This window comes from Sandarakinorhabdus limnophila DSM 17366 (genome assembly GCF_945882885.1).
GTDB lineage: Bacteria > Pseudomonadota > Alphaproteobacteria > Sphingomonadales > Sphingomonadaceae > Sandarakinorhabdus > Sandarakinorhabdus limnophila_A.
The window spans coordinates 55,631-69,558 of sequence record NZ_CAMCWT010000002.1; the positions used below are offsets into that span (position 1 = coordinate 55,631).

Annotated in this window: 11 protein-coding genes; 6 read left to right on the top strand and 5 right to left on the bottom strand. The window is 64.7% G+C overall.

Going from position 1 to position 13,928, the window contains the following annotated elements; all coding sequences use genetic code 11:
* Window positions 1-105 precede the first annotated feature (105 nt).
* Window positions 106-1,686: an NAD(P)/FAD-dependent oxidoreductase gene (locus Q7O19_RS00695; protein ID WP_303808038.1), complete on the top strand. Its 1,581-nt coding sequence runs from the start codon at window positions 106-108 to the stop codon at window positions 1,684-1,686.
* On the opposite strand, the gene Q7O19_RS00700 is transcribed toward Q7O19_RS00695, so the two are convergent.
* Window positions 1,665-2,936, bottom strand: coding sequence for an amino acid permease (locus tag Q7O19_RS00700; protein WP_303808040.1), 1,272 nt, complete (start codon window positions 2,934-2,936; stop codon window positions 1,665-1,667). The two genes, Q7O19_RS00695 and Q7O19_RS00700, sit on opposite strands and share 22 nt — an antisense overlap.
* A gap of 111 nt (window positions 2,937-3,047) precedes the next feature.
* On the opposite strand from Q7O19_RS00700, the gene edd reads away from it, so the two are divergent.
* Window positions 3,048-4,868, top strand: a complete 1,821-nt coding sequence (gene edd, locus Q7O19_RS00705) for a phosphogluconate dehydratase (RefSeq protein ID WP_303808042.1) — start codon at window positions 3,048-3,050, stop codon at window positions 4,866-4,868.
* Window positions 4,869-4,922: 54 nt separating this feature from the next.
* On the opposite strand, the gene Q7O19_RS00710 is transcribed toward edd, so the two are convergent.
* The 4 genes from Q7O19_RS00710 to Q7O19_RS00725 all read right to left on the bottom strand — a co-directional run bounded on the left by Q7O19_RS00710 (window position 4,923) and on the right by Q7O19_RS00725 (window position 9,817).
* Entirely contained in the window at window positions 4,923-5,354 is a 432-nt protein-coding gene (locus tag Q7O19_RS00710; protein WP_303808044.1) for a pseudoazurin, read from the bottom strand.
* Window positions 5,355-5,546: 192 nt separating this feature from the next.
* Complete coding sequence (locus Q7O19_RS00715; RefSeq protein WP_303808045.1) at window positions 5,547-6,575, bottom strand: DUF2855 family protein; 1,029 nt, start codon at window positions 6,573-6,575, stop codon at window positions 5,547-5,549.
* The gene (locus Q7O19_RS00720) at window positions 6,572-8,506 is read right to left on the bottom strand and encodes a beta-galactosidase (RefSeq protein WP_303808047.1); all 1,935 of its coding nucleotides are present in this window, start codon (window positions 8,504-8,506) and stop codon (window positions 6,572-6,574) included. The genes Q7O19_RS00715 and Q7O19_RS00720 overlap by 4 nt, the downstream gene beginning before the upstream one ends.
* A gap of 18 nt (window positions 8,507-8,524) precedes the next feature.
* Window positions 8,525-9,817: an acyl-CoA dehydrogenase family protein gene (locus Q7O19_RS00725; protein WP_303808049.1), complete on the bottom strand. Its 1,293-nt coding sequence runs from the start codon at window positions 9,815-9,817 to the stop codon at window positions 8,525-8,527.
* Window positions 9,818-10,085: 268 nt separating this feature from the next.
* Here Q7O19_RS00725 and Q7O19_RS00730 point away from each other — a divergent pair, with 268 nt between their 5' ends.
* From Q7O19_RS00730 to Q7O19_RS00745, 4 genes are all read left to right on the top strand, one after another.
* Window positions 10,086-11,216, top strand: coding sequence for a PEPxxWA-CTERM sorting domain-containing protein (locus Q7O19_RS00730; RefSeq protein WP_303808050.1), 1,131 nt, complete (start codon window positions 10,086-10,088; stop codon window positions 11,214-11,216).
* Window positions 11,217-11,332: 116 nt separating this feature from the next.
* Complete coding sequence (locus Q7O19_RS00735) at window positions 11,333-13,030, top strand: amidohydrolase (RefSeq protein ID WP_303808052.1); 1,698 nt, start codon at window positions 11,333-11,335, stop codon at window positions 13,028-13,030.
* Window positions 13,027-13,584 (top strand): GNAT family N-acetyltransferase, encoded by a 558-nt coding sequence (locus tag Q7O19_RS00740; protein ID WP_303808054.1) that lies wholly within the window; start codon window positions 13,027-13,029, stop codon window positions 13,582-13,584. The genes Q7O19_RS00735 and Q7O19_RS00740 overlap by 4 nt, the downstream gene beginning before the upstream one ends.
* A 125-nt stretch (window positions 13,585-13,709) precedes the next feature.
* Complete coding sequence (locus tag Q7O19_RS00745; RefSeq protein ID WP_303808056.1) at window positions 13,710-13,910, top strand: hypothetical protein; 201 nt, start codon at window positions 13,710-13,712, stop codon at window positions 13,908-13,910.
* The last annotated feature ends 18 nt before the right edge of the window (window positions 13,911-13,928 follow it).

The following is a 13,928-nucleotide window of genomic DNA, read 5'->3' on the forward strand; positions in this document are numbered from 1 at the left end:
CGGCGCAGGTTGCAACGGGGGGAGGCACCGCCCTCCCCTATGTGGGGAGGGCATAATGATGGCGCGAATTGACCCGCTGCCGGCAGCCGGGCATGGCATCTGCCCATGCAGTATGACGCGATCATCATCGGCGGGGGCCATAATGGCCTGGTCACGGCCTTCTATCTCGCCCGCGCCGGGCTGAAGGTGCATATCTGCGAGGCGCGCGATATCGTGGGCGGCGCCTGCGTGACCGAGGAGTTCGCGCCGGGATTCCGCAACAGCACCGCCAGCTACACGGTCTCGCTGCTGCAGGACCGGGTCGCATCCGACATGAACCTGGGCGAGCATGGCCTGACCATTGTTAACCGGCCGCTGAACAATTTCCTGCCGCTGGCCAATGATTATCTGAAAACCGGCCCCGGCGTGACCGAGAAGGAAGTGGCGCGGTTTTCGGCGAAGGATGCCGAAGCGCTTGGCGCCTATGATGCCCGGCTCGAGGTGCTGGCCGATCAGATGCGGCGCCTGGCGCTGAAGATCCCGCCCGGATCGGGCCTGAAGGGCATGGCGGCGCTGGCCACGCAGGGCTGGCCGATGCTGGGGTTGAGCAAGGGCGAACAGCACGACCTGTTCACCCTTTTCACCCGCAGCGCGCGCGAATTTCTGGATGGCTGGTTCGAAAGCGATCCGATCAAGGCGGTACTGGGCTTCGACTCCATCGTTGGCCATTTCGCCAGCCCCGATACGCCGGGTTCGGCCTATGTGCTGCTGCACCATGTGTTTGGCCAGGTGAACGGGGTGAAGGGTGCCTGGGGCCATGCCATCGGCGGCATGGGCGCCATCACGAAAGCCATGGCCGCAGCAGCGTGCGAAAAGGGCGTTTCCATCGGCCTGGAAGAGCGTGTGGCCCGCGTGAACATCGTGAATGGCAAGGCGAAGGGCGTCACGCTGGAGGATGGCCGCGTGCTGGAAGCGCCCATCGTCGCCAGCAATGCCGGCCCGGCGCTGCTGTTCCGCCAGCTGGTGGACCGCGCCGAACTGCCGGCCGAGTTTGCGCGCTCCATGGATGGTTATGCCACCGGATCGGGCACGTTCCGCATGAACGTGGCGCTATCGGAACTGCCGGAATTCAGCGTGCTGAAGGGCCATGGCCCGCACCACGGCGCCGGCATCATCATCGCGCCCAGCCTTGATTACATGGACCGGGCCTATACCGGCGCCAAGGCCTATGGCTGGTCGGCCAAGCCGATCGTGGAGATGCTGATCCCATCGACGCTGGATGACACGCTGGCGCCGCCCGGCCGCCATGTCGCCAGCCTGTTCTGCCAGCAATTCGCGCCCAGATTGCCCGACGGCCAGAGCTGGGACGATGTGCGCGAAAAAGTGGCCGATCTGATCATCGATACCGTCACGGCGCATGCCCCCAATTTCAAACGCAGCATCATCGCGCGGCAGATCCATTCGCCGCTCGATCTGGAACGCAAGTTCGGGCTGATCGGCGGCGATATCTTCCACGGCCGCATGAGCCTGGATCAGTTGTGGGCGGCGCGCCCGGTGCTGGGCCACGGCAATCACCGCATGCCGGTGAAGGGCCTGTATCTGTGCGGCAGCGGTGCCCATCCCGGCGGCGGCGTCACCGGCGCGCCCGGCCACAATGCGGCCAAGGCCATCTTGTCAGACCGGCTTTACGGTTTTGCGCGGGCGTAGAGCAGCCCTGGCCAACCGGCGGCGATAAGCGCGAAACACCACAAGGTGGCTTCCAGCCCGGAGGCATAGAGCGCGAACAGCGAATAGAGCGTGCCGGCCAGGCCCACGAAGCGCATCGGGCCGGAGAGCAGTTTCAGCCCGGCCAGCCCAACCGCCATATAGCCGACCAGCATCGCCGCGGTTGCCACCAGGATGGTGAATTCAAACAGGCCAGAGAGGCTGCGGTCGGTGTTCATCAGCACCAGCGCCGCCGCCAGCCCGCCCGACAGCAGCACAGCCGCCGCTGGTGCCCCTGCGCGGTTCAGCCCGGCAAAGCGCTGCGGAAACTGCCCGACCAGCGCCATGGCGCGCGGCAGTTCGGCCGCCGTGAGGGTGAGGCCGTTCACCGTGCCCAGTGCCGAGATGGCGGCAAACACGCCGATCAGCGCCGCGGCCTGCGAACCGATGAACGGTGCGGAAAAATCGGCAAAGGGCGCGTTGGATTTGGCCAGCGCATCGGCCGGCACTAGCGCGATCATTGCCGCCGAAATCGCCATGTAGAGCACGCCGGCAAGCAGCGGGCCCACGATGGTCGCCACCGGTACGGTGAATTCCGGGCGGCGGATCTTGTCGGCCGGCACCGTGGCCGATTCAAAGGCCAGGAACGCCCACATGGTGAGCGTGACCGAGGTGATCACCCCATCGGATTCCATGGCCGACGGCGGGTTGACCACGGCGGCGCTGCCCTTGGTGAACAGCAGCCAGGCCGCGATGCCGAGCACGGCGATGAGCGGCGTGAGTTTCAGGACGGTGGTGGCCTGCTGCACAAAGCTGGCGGCGCCAACGCCAGCCAGGTTGATTGCCGTCACCAGTACCAGCACGCCAACGGCGGCGAGCGCGCTCAAGAGCGGATCGCCGGCCAGGCCGGGCCAGATCACGGTGAGATTGGAGACCACCGCCACCGCCAGCGCCGCGTTGCCAACCCAGACGCCGATCCAGTAGCTCCACGCCGCAATGTAACTGGCATTGGGGCCAAACGCCTTTTCAACATAGGCATGCGGCCCGCAGGTGCCGGGCATCTGCCGGGACAGCGCGGCATAGCAGCCGGCCAACGCCAGCGTGCCGGCCAGCGCGATCACCCAGCCGCCCATCGCCGACCAGCCATAAGGCGCCAGCGTTGCCGGCAGCAGGAACACGCCGGAACCCACCATGTTGCCAACCACCAGCGCCAGCGCGGCAACCAGGCCCATTTGCTTTTTGGTGTCGGTCATGCGTCCCCCACTCGCTGTTGCTGCCCGCTAGCTGCCTGGCCGTCAACGAGTTGCTTTTGGGCAGCGCTATTCCATCTGCCCAAGCCCGGTGTTGCTGCGTATGCTAAGCATATGACGGCTCTGCACCCTACTCTCGCCCGCGTCACCGACCGCATCATCGAGAAAAGCCGCGCCGGCCGCGCCCGCTATCTCGATCATATCGGCCGCGAACGTGAGAACGGCATGGGCCGGGAGCGGCTGTCATGCTCCAACCTTGCCCACGGCTTTGCCGCAGCACTGGATGATCAGGCGACGATCAGGGCCGGCGCGCGCGTCAACATTGGTATTGTCACGGCTTTCAATGACATGCTGTCTGCCCACCAGCCCTATGGCCAATATCCGCCGCAATTGAAGCTGTTTGCCCGCGAAGTCGGCGCCACGGCGCAGGTGGCCGGCGGCGTGCCGGCGATGTGCGATGGCGTGACGCAAGGCCAGGTGGGCATGGAGCTTTCCCTGTTCAGCCGCGATAGCATCGCGCTCGCCACGGCGGTGGCGCTGAGCCACGGCATGTTCGAATCGGTCGCACTGCTCGGCATCTGTGACAAGATCGTGCCGGGCCTGCTGATCGGCGCGCTGCGGTTTGGCCATCTGCCGATGATCTTCGTCCCGGCCGGGCCAATGCCCAGCGGCCTGCCCAACAAGGAAAAGCAGCGCATCAGGCAGCTGGCGGCCGAAGGCAAGGCCAGCCGCGCCGAACTGCTGGAGGCCGAAAGCGCAAGCTACCACAGCCCCGGCACCTGCACCTTCTATGGCACGGCGAACAGCAACCAGATGATGATGGAGGTGATGGGCCTGCACGTGCCGGGCGCTGCCTTCGTCAATCCCGGCACCGGCCTGCGCACCGCCATGAACCGTGCGGCCATGCACCGGCTGGCAAAGATCGCGCTGAACCAGCCGGAGGAACGCCCGCTGGGCATCTGTGTGAACGAACGCGCCATCGTCAACGCCATTGTCGGCTTGCTGGCCACCGGCGGTTCGACCAACCATGCCATCCATTTGCCCGCTATCGCGCGGGCGGCGGGCGTGCTGATTGACTGGCAGGATTTTGACGAATTGTCGGGCGCCGTGCCGCTGCTGGCCCGCGTCTATCCCGGCGGCGCAGCGGATGTGAATCAGTTCCACGCGGCGGGCGGCATGGCCTTCACCATTCGCACCCTGCTCGATGCGGGGCTGCTGCACGGCGATATTCCGACCGTGGGTGGGGACAGCCTGGCCGACTATGTCCGCGATCCGGCGATGGACGGCGAACGCCTCGTGTGGCGCGACGTGCCGGAAAGCCGCGACGAGAGCATCCTGCGCGCCGCCACCAACCCGTTCCGCGCCGATGGCGGCATGCGGCTGGTAAAAGGCAATCTGGGCCGCGCCATCTTCAAGACCAGCGCCGTGGACGAAGAACGCTGGACGATCGAAGCTCCGGCGCGCGTGTTCGAGGATCAGGAGAGCGTGCAGGCCGCCTTCAAGGCTGGCGAACTGGACCGTGACGTGGTGGTGGTGGTACGAGGCCAGGGCCCGCAGGCCAATGGCATGCCCGAACTGCACAAGCTGACGCCAGCGCTAGGCGTGCTGCAGGATCGCGGGCACAAGGTGGCGCTGGTGACCGATGGCCGCATGTCGGGCGCATCGGGCAAGGTGCCGGCGGCCATCCACCTCTGCCCGGAAGCCATGGCCGCCGGGCCGATTGCGCGGGTGCGCGATGGTGACGTGATCCGCCTTTGCGCGCGGCAGGGGCAACTGGATGTGCTGGTGGATGCCGCAGAGTTCCTGTCCCGCCCAGCGGCGACGATCGATGCTTCGGGGCCGGGCACAGCGCGGGAACTCTTCGCCTTCTTCCGCTCAGGCAGCGATGATGCGGAAGCTGGCGCTTCCGCGATGCTGAAGGCGGCGGGCCTCTAACGAAAACGGCCGGGGTGTTGCCACCCCGGCCGCTTCATCATCGCTGGTGGGCGATTACTTGGCCTGAGCCAGGTAGGCAGCCATGCGCTTGGTGGCCAGCGGCGACAGCTTCACGGCCTTGGCGGCAGCGAGGTTGGCCGACGGGCCGTTGCCGACCTGCACCAGGGCAACCATGCCCATGGAGAAATGCGGCAGGCACTTGATGCCATACACGCCCGGCTTGCCGGCCTTCAGCACGAAATCCTTGCCCATGGCGCCCTTCTGTTCGGCTTCACCGGCCGGCAGGAAGCCAGCGATGGTCTGCGCGTTGTGGCCCGGGTTGGTGGCCACGAACTTAACGGTGTCGCCAGGGGCGGCCTTCACGAACGCCGGTTCGAACACCATGGCGCCTTCGGCACCCTTGTTCAGCATCTTTACGGTGATTTCCTTGGCGGCGGCCGGAGCGGCGATCATCAGGGCAGCGGCGACAAAACCCAGAATCTTCATCGGTTATTCTCCTCGCGCCGGCGAGATGCCGGCAGGTTTCTCACACGCCCGGGCGGGTGCGCCGGATCGCTTGGACGTGGTCCTTACGCGCGCAAAGCGGTGCACTCAAGATGGGAACTTGCGACTTAGTGTCCAAACCCCATTCCATGAGTGGGACATTGGCGTCACCGCGCTTTCACCAAGCTGAATGGATCAAAGACTGGCGATGATCCCGGCCGCCGGATCGATGCGGCCCGCCACCAGTTCGGCCCAGGCCTTGGCAGCGGCGGCATCGCCGGTCACGCGCTCCACCCGCAACCAGCCCAAGGTGGCGGCAAAGCGGCCCCAGGCTTCACCCAGCCGCTGTTCAAAGCCAGCCGGGCCCCATTCCGCCACCCGATCTTGCGCCACGGTGGGGGCGAAGAACAGCTGCGGGACCGGGCCGGGCAATTCGTTGGTGTTGGGGCTCTGCCAGTGGGTGTCGCCGACGATGTGGCTTTCCTTCAGTCGCTCACCCAACAGGGTGTGGACATCGCTGCGCACGCCGCCATGGCCGGAAAAATCGATGAAGGCGATGGCGTCACCCCCCACCTGCGCAATCTCGTCGTAACTGAGCACCTGATCGAAATAGCCCGTCTTTTCGCAGAATTCCCTGTTGCCCCGCGACGTGAGACCAACCACGCGCTGCCGGCCCTTCGCCGCCTGTGCCACGCCGAGCGCGGTTTTCGAGGAGGCGGAGGACAGGATCAGCGTATCGACCGGCCGTGTCGCCACCAGGCAATCAATGAGGAAGCTGGTGGCATAGAGCGGGCGGAACAGGCACTGCAGCGCTTCATCGCCCCAGGCCGGGCTGGCCGGACTGTAGCGGTTGTAGAAAGGCGGCAGGCCAGCGCGGTGGGCGGCGCCATCGGTGAAGCCGTGGGCCGAAACCTGCACCGGGGTGGGCACCGCAACCGCGCCCATTGGCCAGTAACCGAAGAAACGCTGGCCCTCGCTGATCCCTTCGGCCTTGCTTTCGGTCACGCGGGCGAAGCCCCAGACGGGGACAATCCCGTGACCTTCCGGCGCCGGGAAAAAACGCCAATAAGCGAAATCCTCACCATGCACGGCATAAGTGACGTTGTTGGCAGTGAGCGCGAAATGCTCAACGATAAAGCGCGCTTCGCCGTCGGCCAGCGGGCCGGGATCGGCCAGCGCTGCGGTTTCGGCCAGAGCGCCAATCTTGGCAGCAAGCGTCGTCATGGGGCTTCATCCTTCCAGATGGCGACGCCGGCGGGCGGCACCAATTTGCTTCCGATCACCACATCTTCTTCAGTTGCAAAAGGCTGGTGGCCATAGTTGAACAGGAAGCAGAGCGCGCCGCGCCGTTCCACCCGTACATCCGGGCCAAGATCGCGCGGTTGGAGGCCAGCGACAACGGCAACTTCCGTTAGGACGCGGCGCAGCAGGCCTTCATCCACCTGCCCGGCGAGATAATGCGCTGCTTGGCTCGCAAACCACAGGCCGCGGCCATCATCGAGGGCAAGGCGCGTTTCGACGGCGGCGCCGGCCTCGGCATCCTCCATCCAGCCCGTCACTTGGCCTGCGTTGCCAACGGGCAGCACCATGCCAGGCGGCAGGCTTTCCACTCGCGCCACGGTCACGTCGATCAACGCCCTCAGTCCATCGGGCGGCAGGCCGACGGGAATGGCGAAATCGCGGGTCTTGGAACCGGTGCGCGGGCCAGCCAGTATAGTTGCGCCGCTAACCACAAGTCGGCGCGCAAGGCCTTCATCCAGAAAGATTTGTGTAGGCAGCAACACCATGCCGTAACCCGCCAGATCAGCATCCGGCGGCACGATATCGACACTCAGGCCCAACCGCCGCGCCGCCGTGTGCCAAGCCATCGCGGTGGCCAGTACATCCTGATCGCGGCCCTGCGGCTGGCTCTGCACCGCCCACACGCTGTCATAATCGAACATCAGCGCCACATCACTGCGCCCGCGTGGCGGCAGCGGGCCAAGCGCGGCCAGACCGGCGGCCAATGCCTCCACTTCCGGCCATGCCGCCGCCGGCTGGTTGTCCGGCCGGTTCAGCCCGGCGTGCATCGCCTCTTGCCCAGTTGGCGCCTGCCGCCAGCGGAACCAGCTCATGCGCTCGGCGCCGTGGGCGACGGCTTCCCAGCCCCAGAGTTCGACGGCGCCCTTGGCCGGCGCCGGGTTCCACGCCGCCCAGTTCACCGGCCCCGGTTGTTGTTCGATCACCCACCAGCGCCCCTGCCCGCAGGCGCGATAGAGGCTGTGGTGAAAGGCGGCGAGGTCGGGATGGCCGGTGCGCAGATATCGCGCCTTGTCGGCGGCGCTGAACGGCCCCTGCCCCAGGAAACCGATGGGATAGGAGTCCCATGTCGCCACATCGAGCTGGCGGCCGACGCTGAAGTGATCGAATTCCGTGAACAGCCCCATGAAATTGTGGACGATATCCCGCCCCGGCGAGGCGGCGCGCAGGATTTCGACCTGGGCGGCGTTGAAGCGCTCCACCATGGCCGAGGAGAAACGCTGCCAGTCCTGCCGGTGCGCCGGGTGGCTTTCCGTGACGGTGCCGAACGGCGTGTCTACCTCGTCGAAGCTGCGATACTCCTGGCTCCAGAAGCTTAGCCCCCACGCCGCATTCAGGGCCTGCACGCTGCCATAACGTTCGGCCAGCCAGCGCCGGAACGCCGCCTTGGCCGCATCGGACGTGCTCACCACCGTGTCATGGCAGCCGTATTCATTGTCGGTCTGCCACGCCACCACGGCCGGGTGCTGGCCATAACGATCCGCCATCAATGCCGTGATGCGCTTGGCTTGCTCCAGATACACGTCTGACGAGAAACAATAATGCCGGCGCGAACCGAAGCCCCTCACCTGCCCGTCGCGGCCCTTGGCCAGTATCTCCGGATGCGCATCCACCAGCCATTTCGGCGGCGTGGCGGTGGGCGTGCCCATCACCACCTCCAGCCCCGCCGCACGGGCAAGTTCCACCGCACGATCAAGCCAGTCCCACTCGAACCGGCCGGGTTCAGGCTCGATCCGGCTCCAGGCAAATTCGCCAATGCGCACGAACGACAGGCCCAGCGCCGCCATTCGCTGCACGTCGCTGGCCCAGAGCGGCTCCGGCCATTGTTCGGGATACCAGCAGACGCCCAGTTTCATGGGGCATGCTTGCCACGCTTACAAATCGGCGAAAAGCTTATTTCTGGGGCCGAGATAACCGAATAGATAGGCCGCAACCTTGCGCATCTGGATCTCTTCCGACCCTTCGGTGATGCGATAGCGACGGTGGTGCCGAAAGATATGTTCGAACGGCTTGTGCCGGCTGTACCCGATGCCGCCGTGCACCTGCATCGCCCGATCGGCGGCTTCGCACACCAGCCGGTTGGCCCAATAGTTGCACATGGAGATTTTGTCCGAAAGCTGGCTCTCGATGGCCTCGTGGGGCATGTTATCCATGTCCCACGCGGTCTTGTAGATCATCAGGCGCAGCATTTCGCACTGGGTGGCGAGTTCGACCAGCGGGAACTGGATGGCCTGGTTCTTCGACAGTGCCTCCCCGAACGGCTTGCGGGTCCGCGCGTATTTCACGCTCTCTTCCACGCAGAAGGTGGCCGCGCCCAACGACGAGGCCGCCTGGCGGATGCGGTTCTGGTGAACAAAGCTCTGCGCCAGCGACAGGCCGCCATCGGCTGGCCCCAGCCGCGTCGAATCCGGTACCCACACATTGGTGAAGCTCACCCGCGGGTGATCGGTGGGCATGTTGAAGGTCCACAGATATTCTTCCACCTTCAGGCCGGGCGTGTCGGTGGGCACCAGGAAACAGCTGATGCCGCGCGCCGCACCGGGCGCGCCTGATGTGCGGCAGAAGGTGGCGCAGTGGGTGGCGACGTGCATGCCTGTCGTCCACATCTTCTCGCCGTTGATCAGCCAGCCCTCCACGCCGTCACGGGTCTCCGGCACGGCGGTGGTTTCCATGTGGGTGGCGTCGCTGCCGTGATCAGGCTCGGTCAGGCCGAAGGCAGTGATCCGGTTGCGGGCAAAGCCGCCCAGGATGAACTCCTGCTGCTGCGCTTGGGTGCCGAAACTTTCGAACATGGCGACGAATGGGAAATTCCCCACAATACTGTGTTCGTTCTGCAGATCATTGTGCAGGCCCAGGCCCTTGGCGGCGAACTTGTCACGGATCACCGCCATCCACAGGTTGGAACCATCCTTGCCGCCATATTTCTTCGGCGCCGAAAACCGCCAGTGGCCGGCCTTGTCGGCCCGCATGCTGGCTTCGCGCAACAGCAATTCCCATTCGCGCCTTGGCAACCCACCGTGCTCAAAATCTGTGCGCGCCCATTCGCGGCGGTGATCGAAGAAACGGATATTGTCGTCCTGTTGCTCCAGCGGCTTGATCTCGGCTTCGATGAAGGCGTCAAGCTCGGCCAGATAGCCAATCAGATCGGCGGGCAACGCGAAATCCATGGGTCGTTCCTCCCTTTTTTCCCCGCCACTGTGGGCCGGCAGCCGCCGCGGCAAAACTGGTTGATTGGGGGAGTGCAAGCGGCGGCGGCAACGGCGGACTTTGCGTCATTCTGGCGCAAGTTTTGTCGGGCTGGCTTACACAATGGATGTAAATCCTTTCTTAACTATTGTTTTTTCTCAATACTTTAGCTGATTTATCACGCTTGGCACGTTTCTTGCTTTCCTGCGGGCAAGTCCCAAGGGGTCGGGACCAGGAAAGACGGGTCAAGTGAACAGTTTCGCGAAGATTATTTCGGCCATGGCGGTTGTCGGCATGGCAAGTGCGGCGATGGCGGTCACGCCGCTGACCACCACGGTTTCGACAACCAAGGCACGGTTCTCCACCAATCTGCAGACGGCCACGGTCAACGCGCCGAGCTCAACATTCACCGCGATCGGCTCTAGCCCCGGCACAACGGTCAACGTGGCCCAGTTCAACACCAACACCGGGATCCTGGTCGGTGCCCGCGCAACGGTGAACACCAGCGTGTTCACCACGGCGCAGGTTGGCGGCAGCACCGGCGGTACCGGTGGCCGCACGGTCACGGCCGACGTCACGCAAACCGGTTCGGTAACGATCGCCGGTGTCACCTTCAACTCCACGGCACAAACCGTGTCGCGGTCGTGCTGGGGCGGCAACTGCGCCAACAGCCCGGGCAACAACACCGCCACATCCACCACCGCGACGATTTCGGGCACCACGGCCGTGCCCACCGCCAATCTGGCCGCCTATGCCGGCACGGGCACCATCGGTTTCGCCAACGCGGCCACGGGCAGCACCCGGGTCACCACCAACGCCAACGCCGCCAACGGCACGGCGCAATCGTTCATGACCTTTGGCAGCACCACCACGGCCAACAACACGTACAGCATTGCCTATGATTATCTGAACTTCGCCAATCCGTCGTTCAGCACCGGATCGACCGTGACCAGCAGCTCACTGAACTTTGGCACGCTGCTGGTCAACAGCGGCCCGGCCTTGCTCAATTTCACCATCACCAACATCGGCAACATCAATTCGGCGGGGCTCAGCCTGACCTCGATCAGCCGATCGACCAACAACAGCCAGTTGACCAGCAACATCACCACGTTCAACAATGGCTTAGATGGCGGCTTGACCAACAATTATTCGATGACCTTCGATCCGCTCGCCGTGGGCGCGGTCAACGACATCTTCACCTTCAATTTCATCGATTTCGCCCCGGCCGGCAGCGTGGGCGCCCGCAGCTATCAGCTGAACCTGGCCGTGTCTGGCAATGTGTTCGATCCGGTGCCGGAACCGGCCAGCTGGATGATGATGCTGGGCTTTGGCTTGGTCGGCAGCATCGCCCGCCGCCGCGCCGTGGGGCAGCCCGGCTGAACTGATTTCGCTCGTCGCGAAGTGGGCGGGGTTGGCGGGGGCCGGCTCCGCCCTTTTTCTTGCCTCTTGCACTTCATGGATTGCGAGGCGACGATGCCGACTTGGGGGACCAGCCGATGACCATCCACGCCAATCGCCGCCACCTGCTTGCAGTCGCCATGGCCACGCCGCTGTGGGCCAATTGGGCCGCCCGTGCCGCCGCGCATGAACGGGATGCCGATACGATCCTGCACAATGGCCGGCTGATCACCATGGATGATGCCCTGCCCACCGCCACGGCGATGGCGATCAAGGGCGGCCGCATCATGGCGGTGGGCGATGATGCGGTGAAGGGCCTGGCTGGCACCGGCACGCGCATGATCGATCTGAAGGGCGCCTGCGTGGTGCCGGGCTTCATCGATTGCCACAACCACCCGATCGGCGACGTCCTGCTGTATGAAACCTTGGTGGGCAATCCGTTCGAGGTGGAATTCGTCACCATCGCCTCCATCATCGACAAGTTGAAGGCCAAGGCCGCGAAGACACCGGCCGGTTTCTGGGTGGAAGGCTTTTTCCACGACGATACCAAGGTGAAGGATGGCCGGCAGTTGACGGTGGATGATCTGGACAAGATCAGCACCACGCACCCGGTGATGGTGCGCCATCGCGGCGGCCATACCGTGTTCGTGAACAACCTGGCGCTGGCGCTGGCCGGGGTGACGAAGGACACGCCCAACCCGCCCGGCGGCACCTTCGATCGGCTGCCCGATGGCCGGCTTTCGGGCCGCATCACCGATAACGCCATCGATCTGGTGGAAGAAAAGGGCCAGCGCCCTGTGCTGGATGCCGCCGAAAAGGCCAAGCGCATGCGGGCCGGCATGGCGCACATCAGCGGCGCCTTCAGCCGTTATGGCCTGACCACGGTGCACCACCAGGGCGGCGATCTGGCAGCGATCCAGGATGTACGCACGGCCGGTGGGCTGAAACACCGGGTGAATTATGAAGCGCAAGGCAAGATGGTGGACCAGATGATCGCCGCCGGCCTGAAAACCGGGTTCGGCGATGACTGGATCCGGCTGGGCGCGACCGCCGAACACACCGCCGATGGCAGTTTTTCGGAACGCACCATGGCGCTGTCCACGCCCTATGCCGGCCGCACCCCGGCCTATTATGGCAATGTGACGGAACCGCAGGACGTGCTGGATGCGTGGGTGGAAAAGGTGGTGCGCGCCGGCATCCAGCCCAATATCCACGCCAATGGCGATGTGGCGATCGACATGGCGCTGACGGCCTTTGAACGCGCGCAGGCGAAACTGGCGGTGAAGGATCTGCGGCCCAAGATCACCCACTGCACGCTGGTCAACGCGGGACTGCTGAAGCGCATGGCGGCGTTGGGCGCGGTGCCGGCACCGTTCACGAGTTACGCCTATTACAACAGCGACAAGTTCGGATTTTACGGCGCCGACCGGATGGCCAACGCCATGGCCTTCCGCGATTTCCTTGATCACGGCATCAAGGTTTGCGCCGGCAGCGATTTCTTCCCCGGCCCGTTCGCGCCGCTGATGGGGATTCAGGGCATGGTGACCCGCACCGGCTGGAACGGCGAAACCTGGGGTGCCAACCAGCGCGTTTCCGTGCTGGAAGCCATCCGTATCAACAGCCTCAACGGCGCTTGGGCAGCGAAGGAAGAAGCCATCAAGGGCAGCCTGACCGCCGGCAAGCTGGCCGATTATGTCGTGCTGGCCGAGGACCCGACGGTGTTGAAGCCCGAACGGATCAAGGATATTCCCATCATCGAAACCGTGGTGGACGGGCGCAGCCAGTATCGGGCATGAGCCTTGCAACCATGACCAATCTGCACATTCGTCCGGCACAGCCCGCCGAAATCCCGGCGCTGGAAGCCATCATCACCGCTTCGGCCCGCATCCTGAGCCAGGGCTTCTATACGCCTGCGGAAACCGAAGCCGCCATCGCCCATGTGTTCGGCGTCGATTCGGAACTGGTGGCGGATGGCACCTATCTGCTGGTGGAAGACAGCGCGGGCGACCTGCTGGGCTGCGGCGGCTGGAGCAAGCGCGCGACGCTCTTTGGTGGGGACAAATTTGCCGGACGCAAATCCGGCCTGCTCGATCCGTCGCGCGATGCCGCCAAGATCCGCGCCTTCTTCGTGGCGCCGCACGCCGCCCGGCGCGGAGTGGGGGCGGCACTGCTCAAGGCCTGCGAAGACGCAGCCGCAGCCGCCGGCTTCACCCGCACAGAACTCATGGCAACTTTGCCCGGCGAGCCCTTCTATGCCGCCCATGGCTATGCCGGCCAGGCGCCAATCGATCTGGATTACGGCGGGGTGGCGGTGCGCTTCGTGCCAATGGGAAAGACATTCCCTGCCTGAAATGGCCCGTTGCAGAAGCGAACTGTTGCGCCAATGCAACGCTCGCCAACTGTATCATTGCGGCAACAGCCCTGCGGCCATTTATCGGGGTGCGCGAGTGGCGTATGTCAGGCAAGGAGATATTGGTGCTTGAAAACGCCCATCGGCATTTGCTTGCAGGGCTCAAATTCGGGTCTCTCGGGAAAATACCTGTGGGCATTGCCAGTGAGTTGGTAACGGGGATCGGCGGCGGCCATGACCGTTTGCCGATTCGGTGCGGCCTGAAAGGGTCGGAACTGCTGAGCGGCGGGAAGGATCGCTTCGCAGCAACCGGCGACTGGGCATGACGAATTTTAACCAGGGGA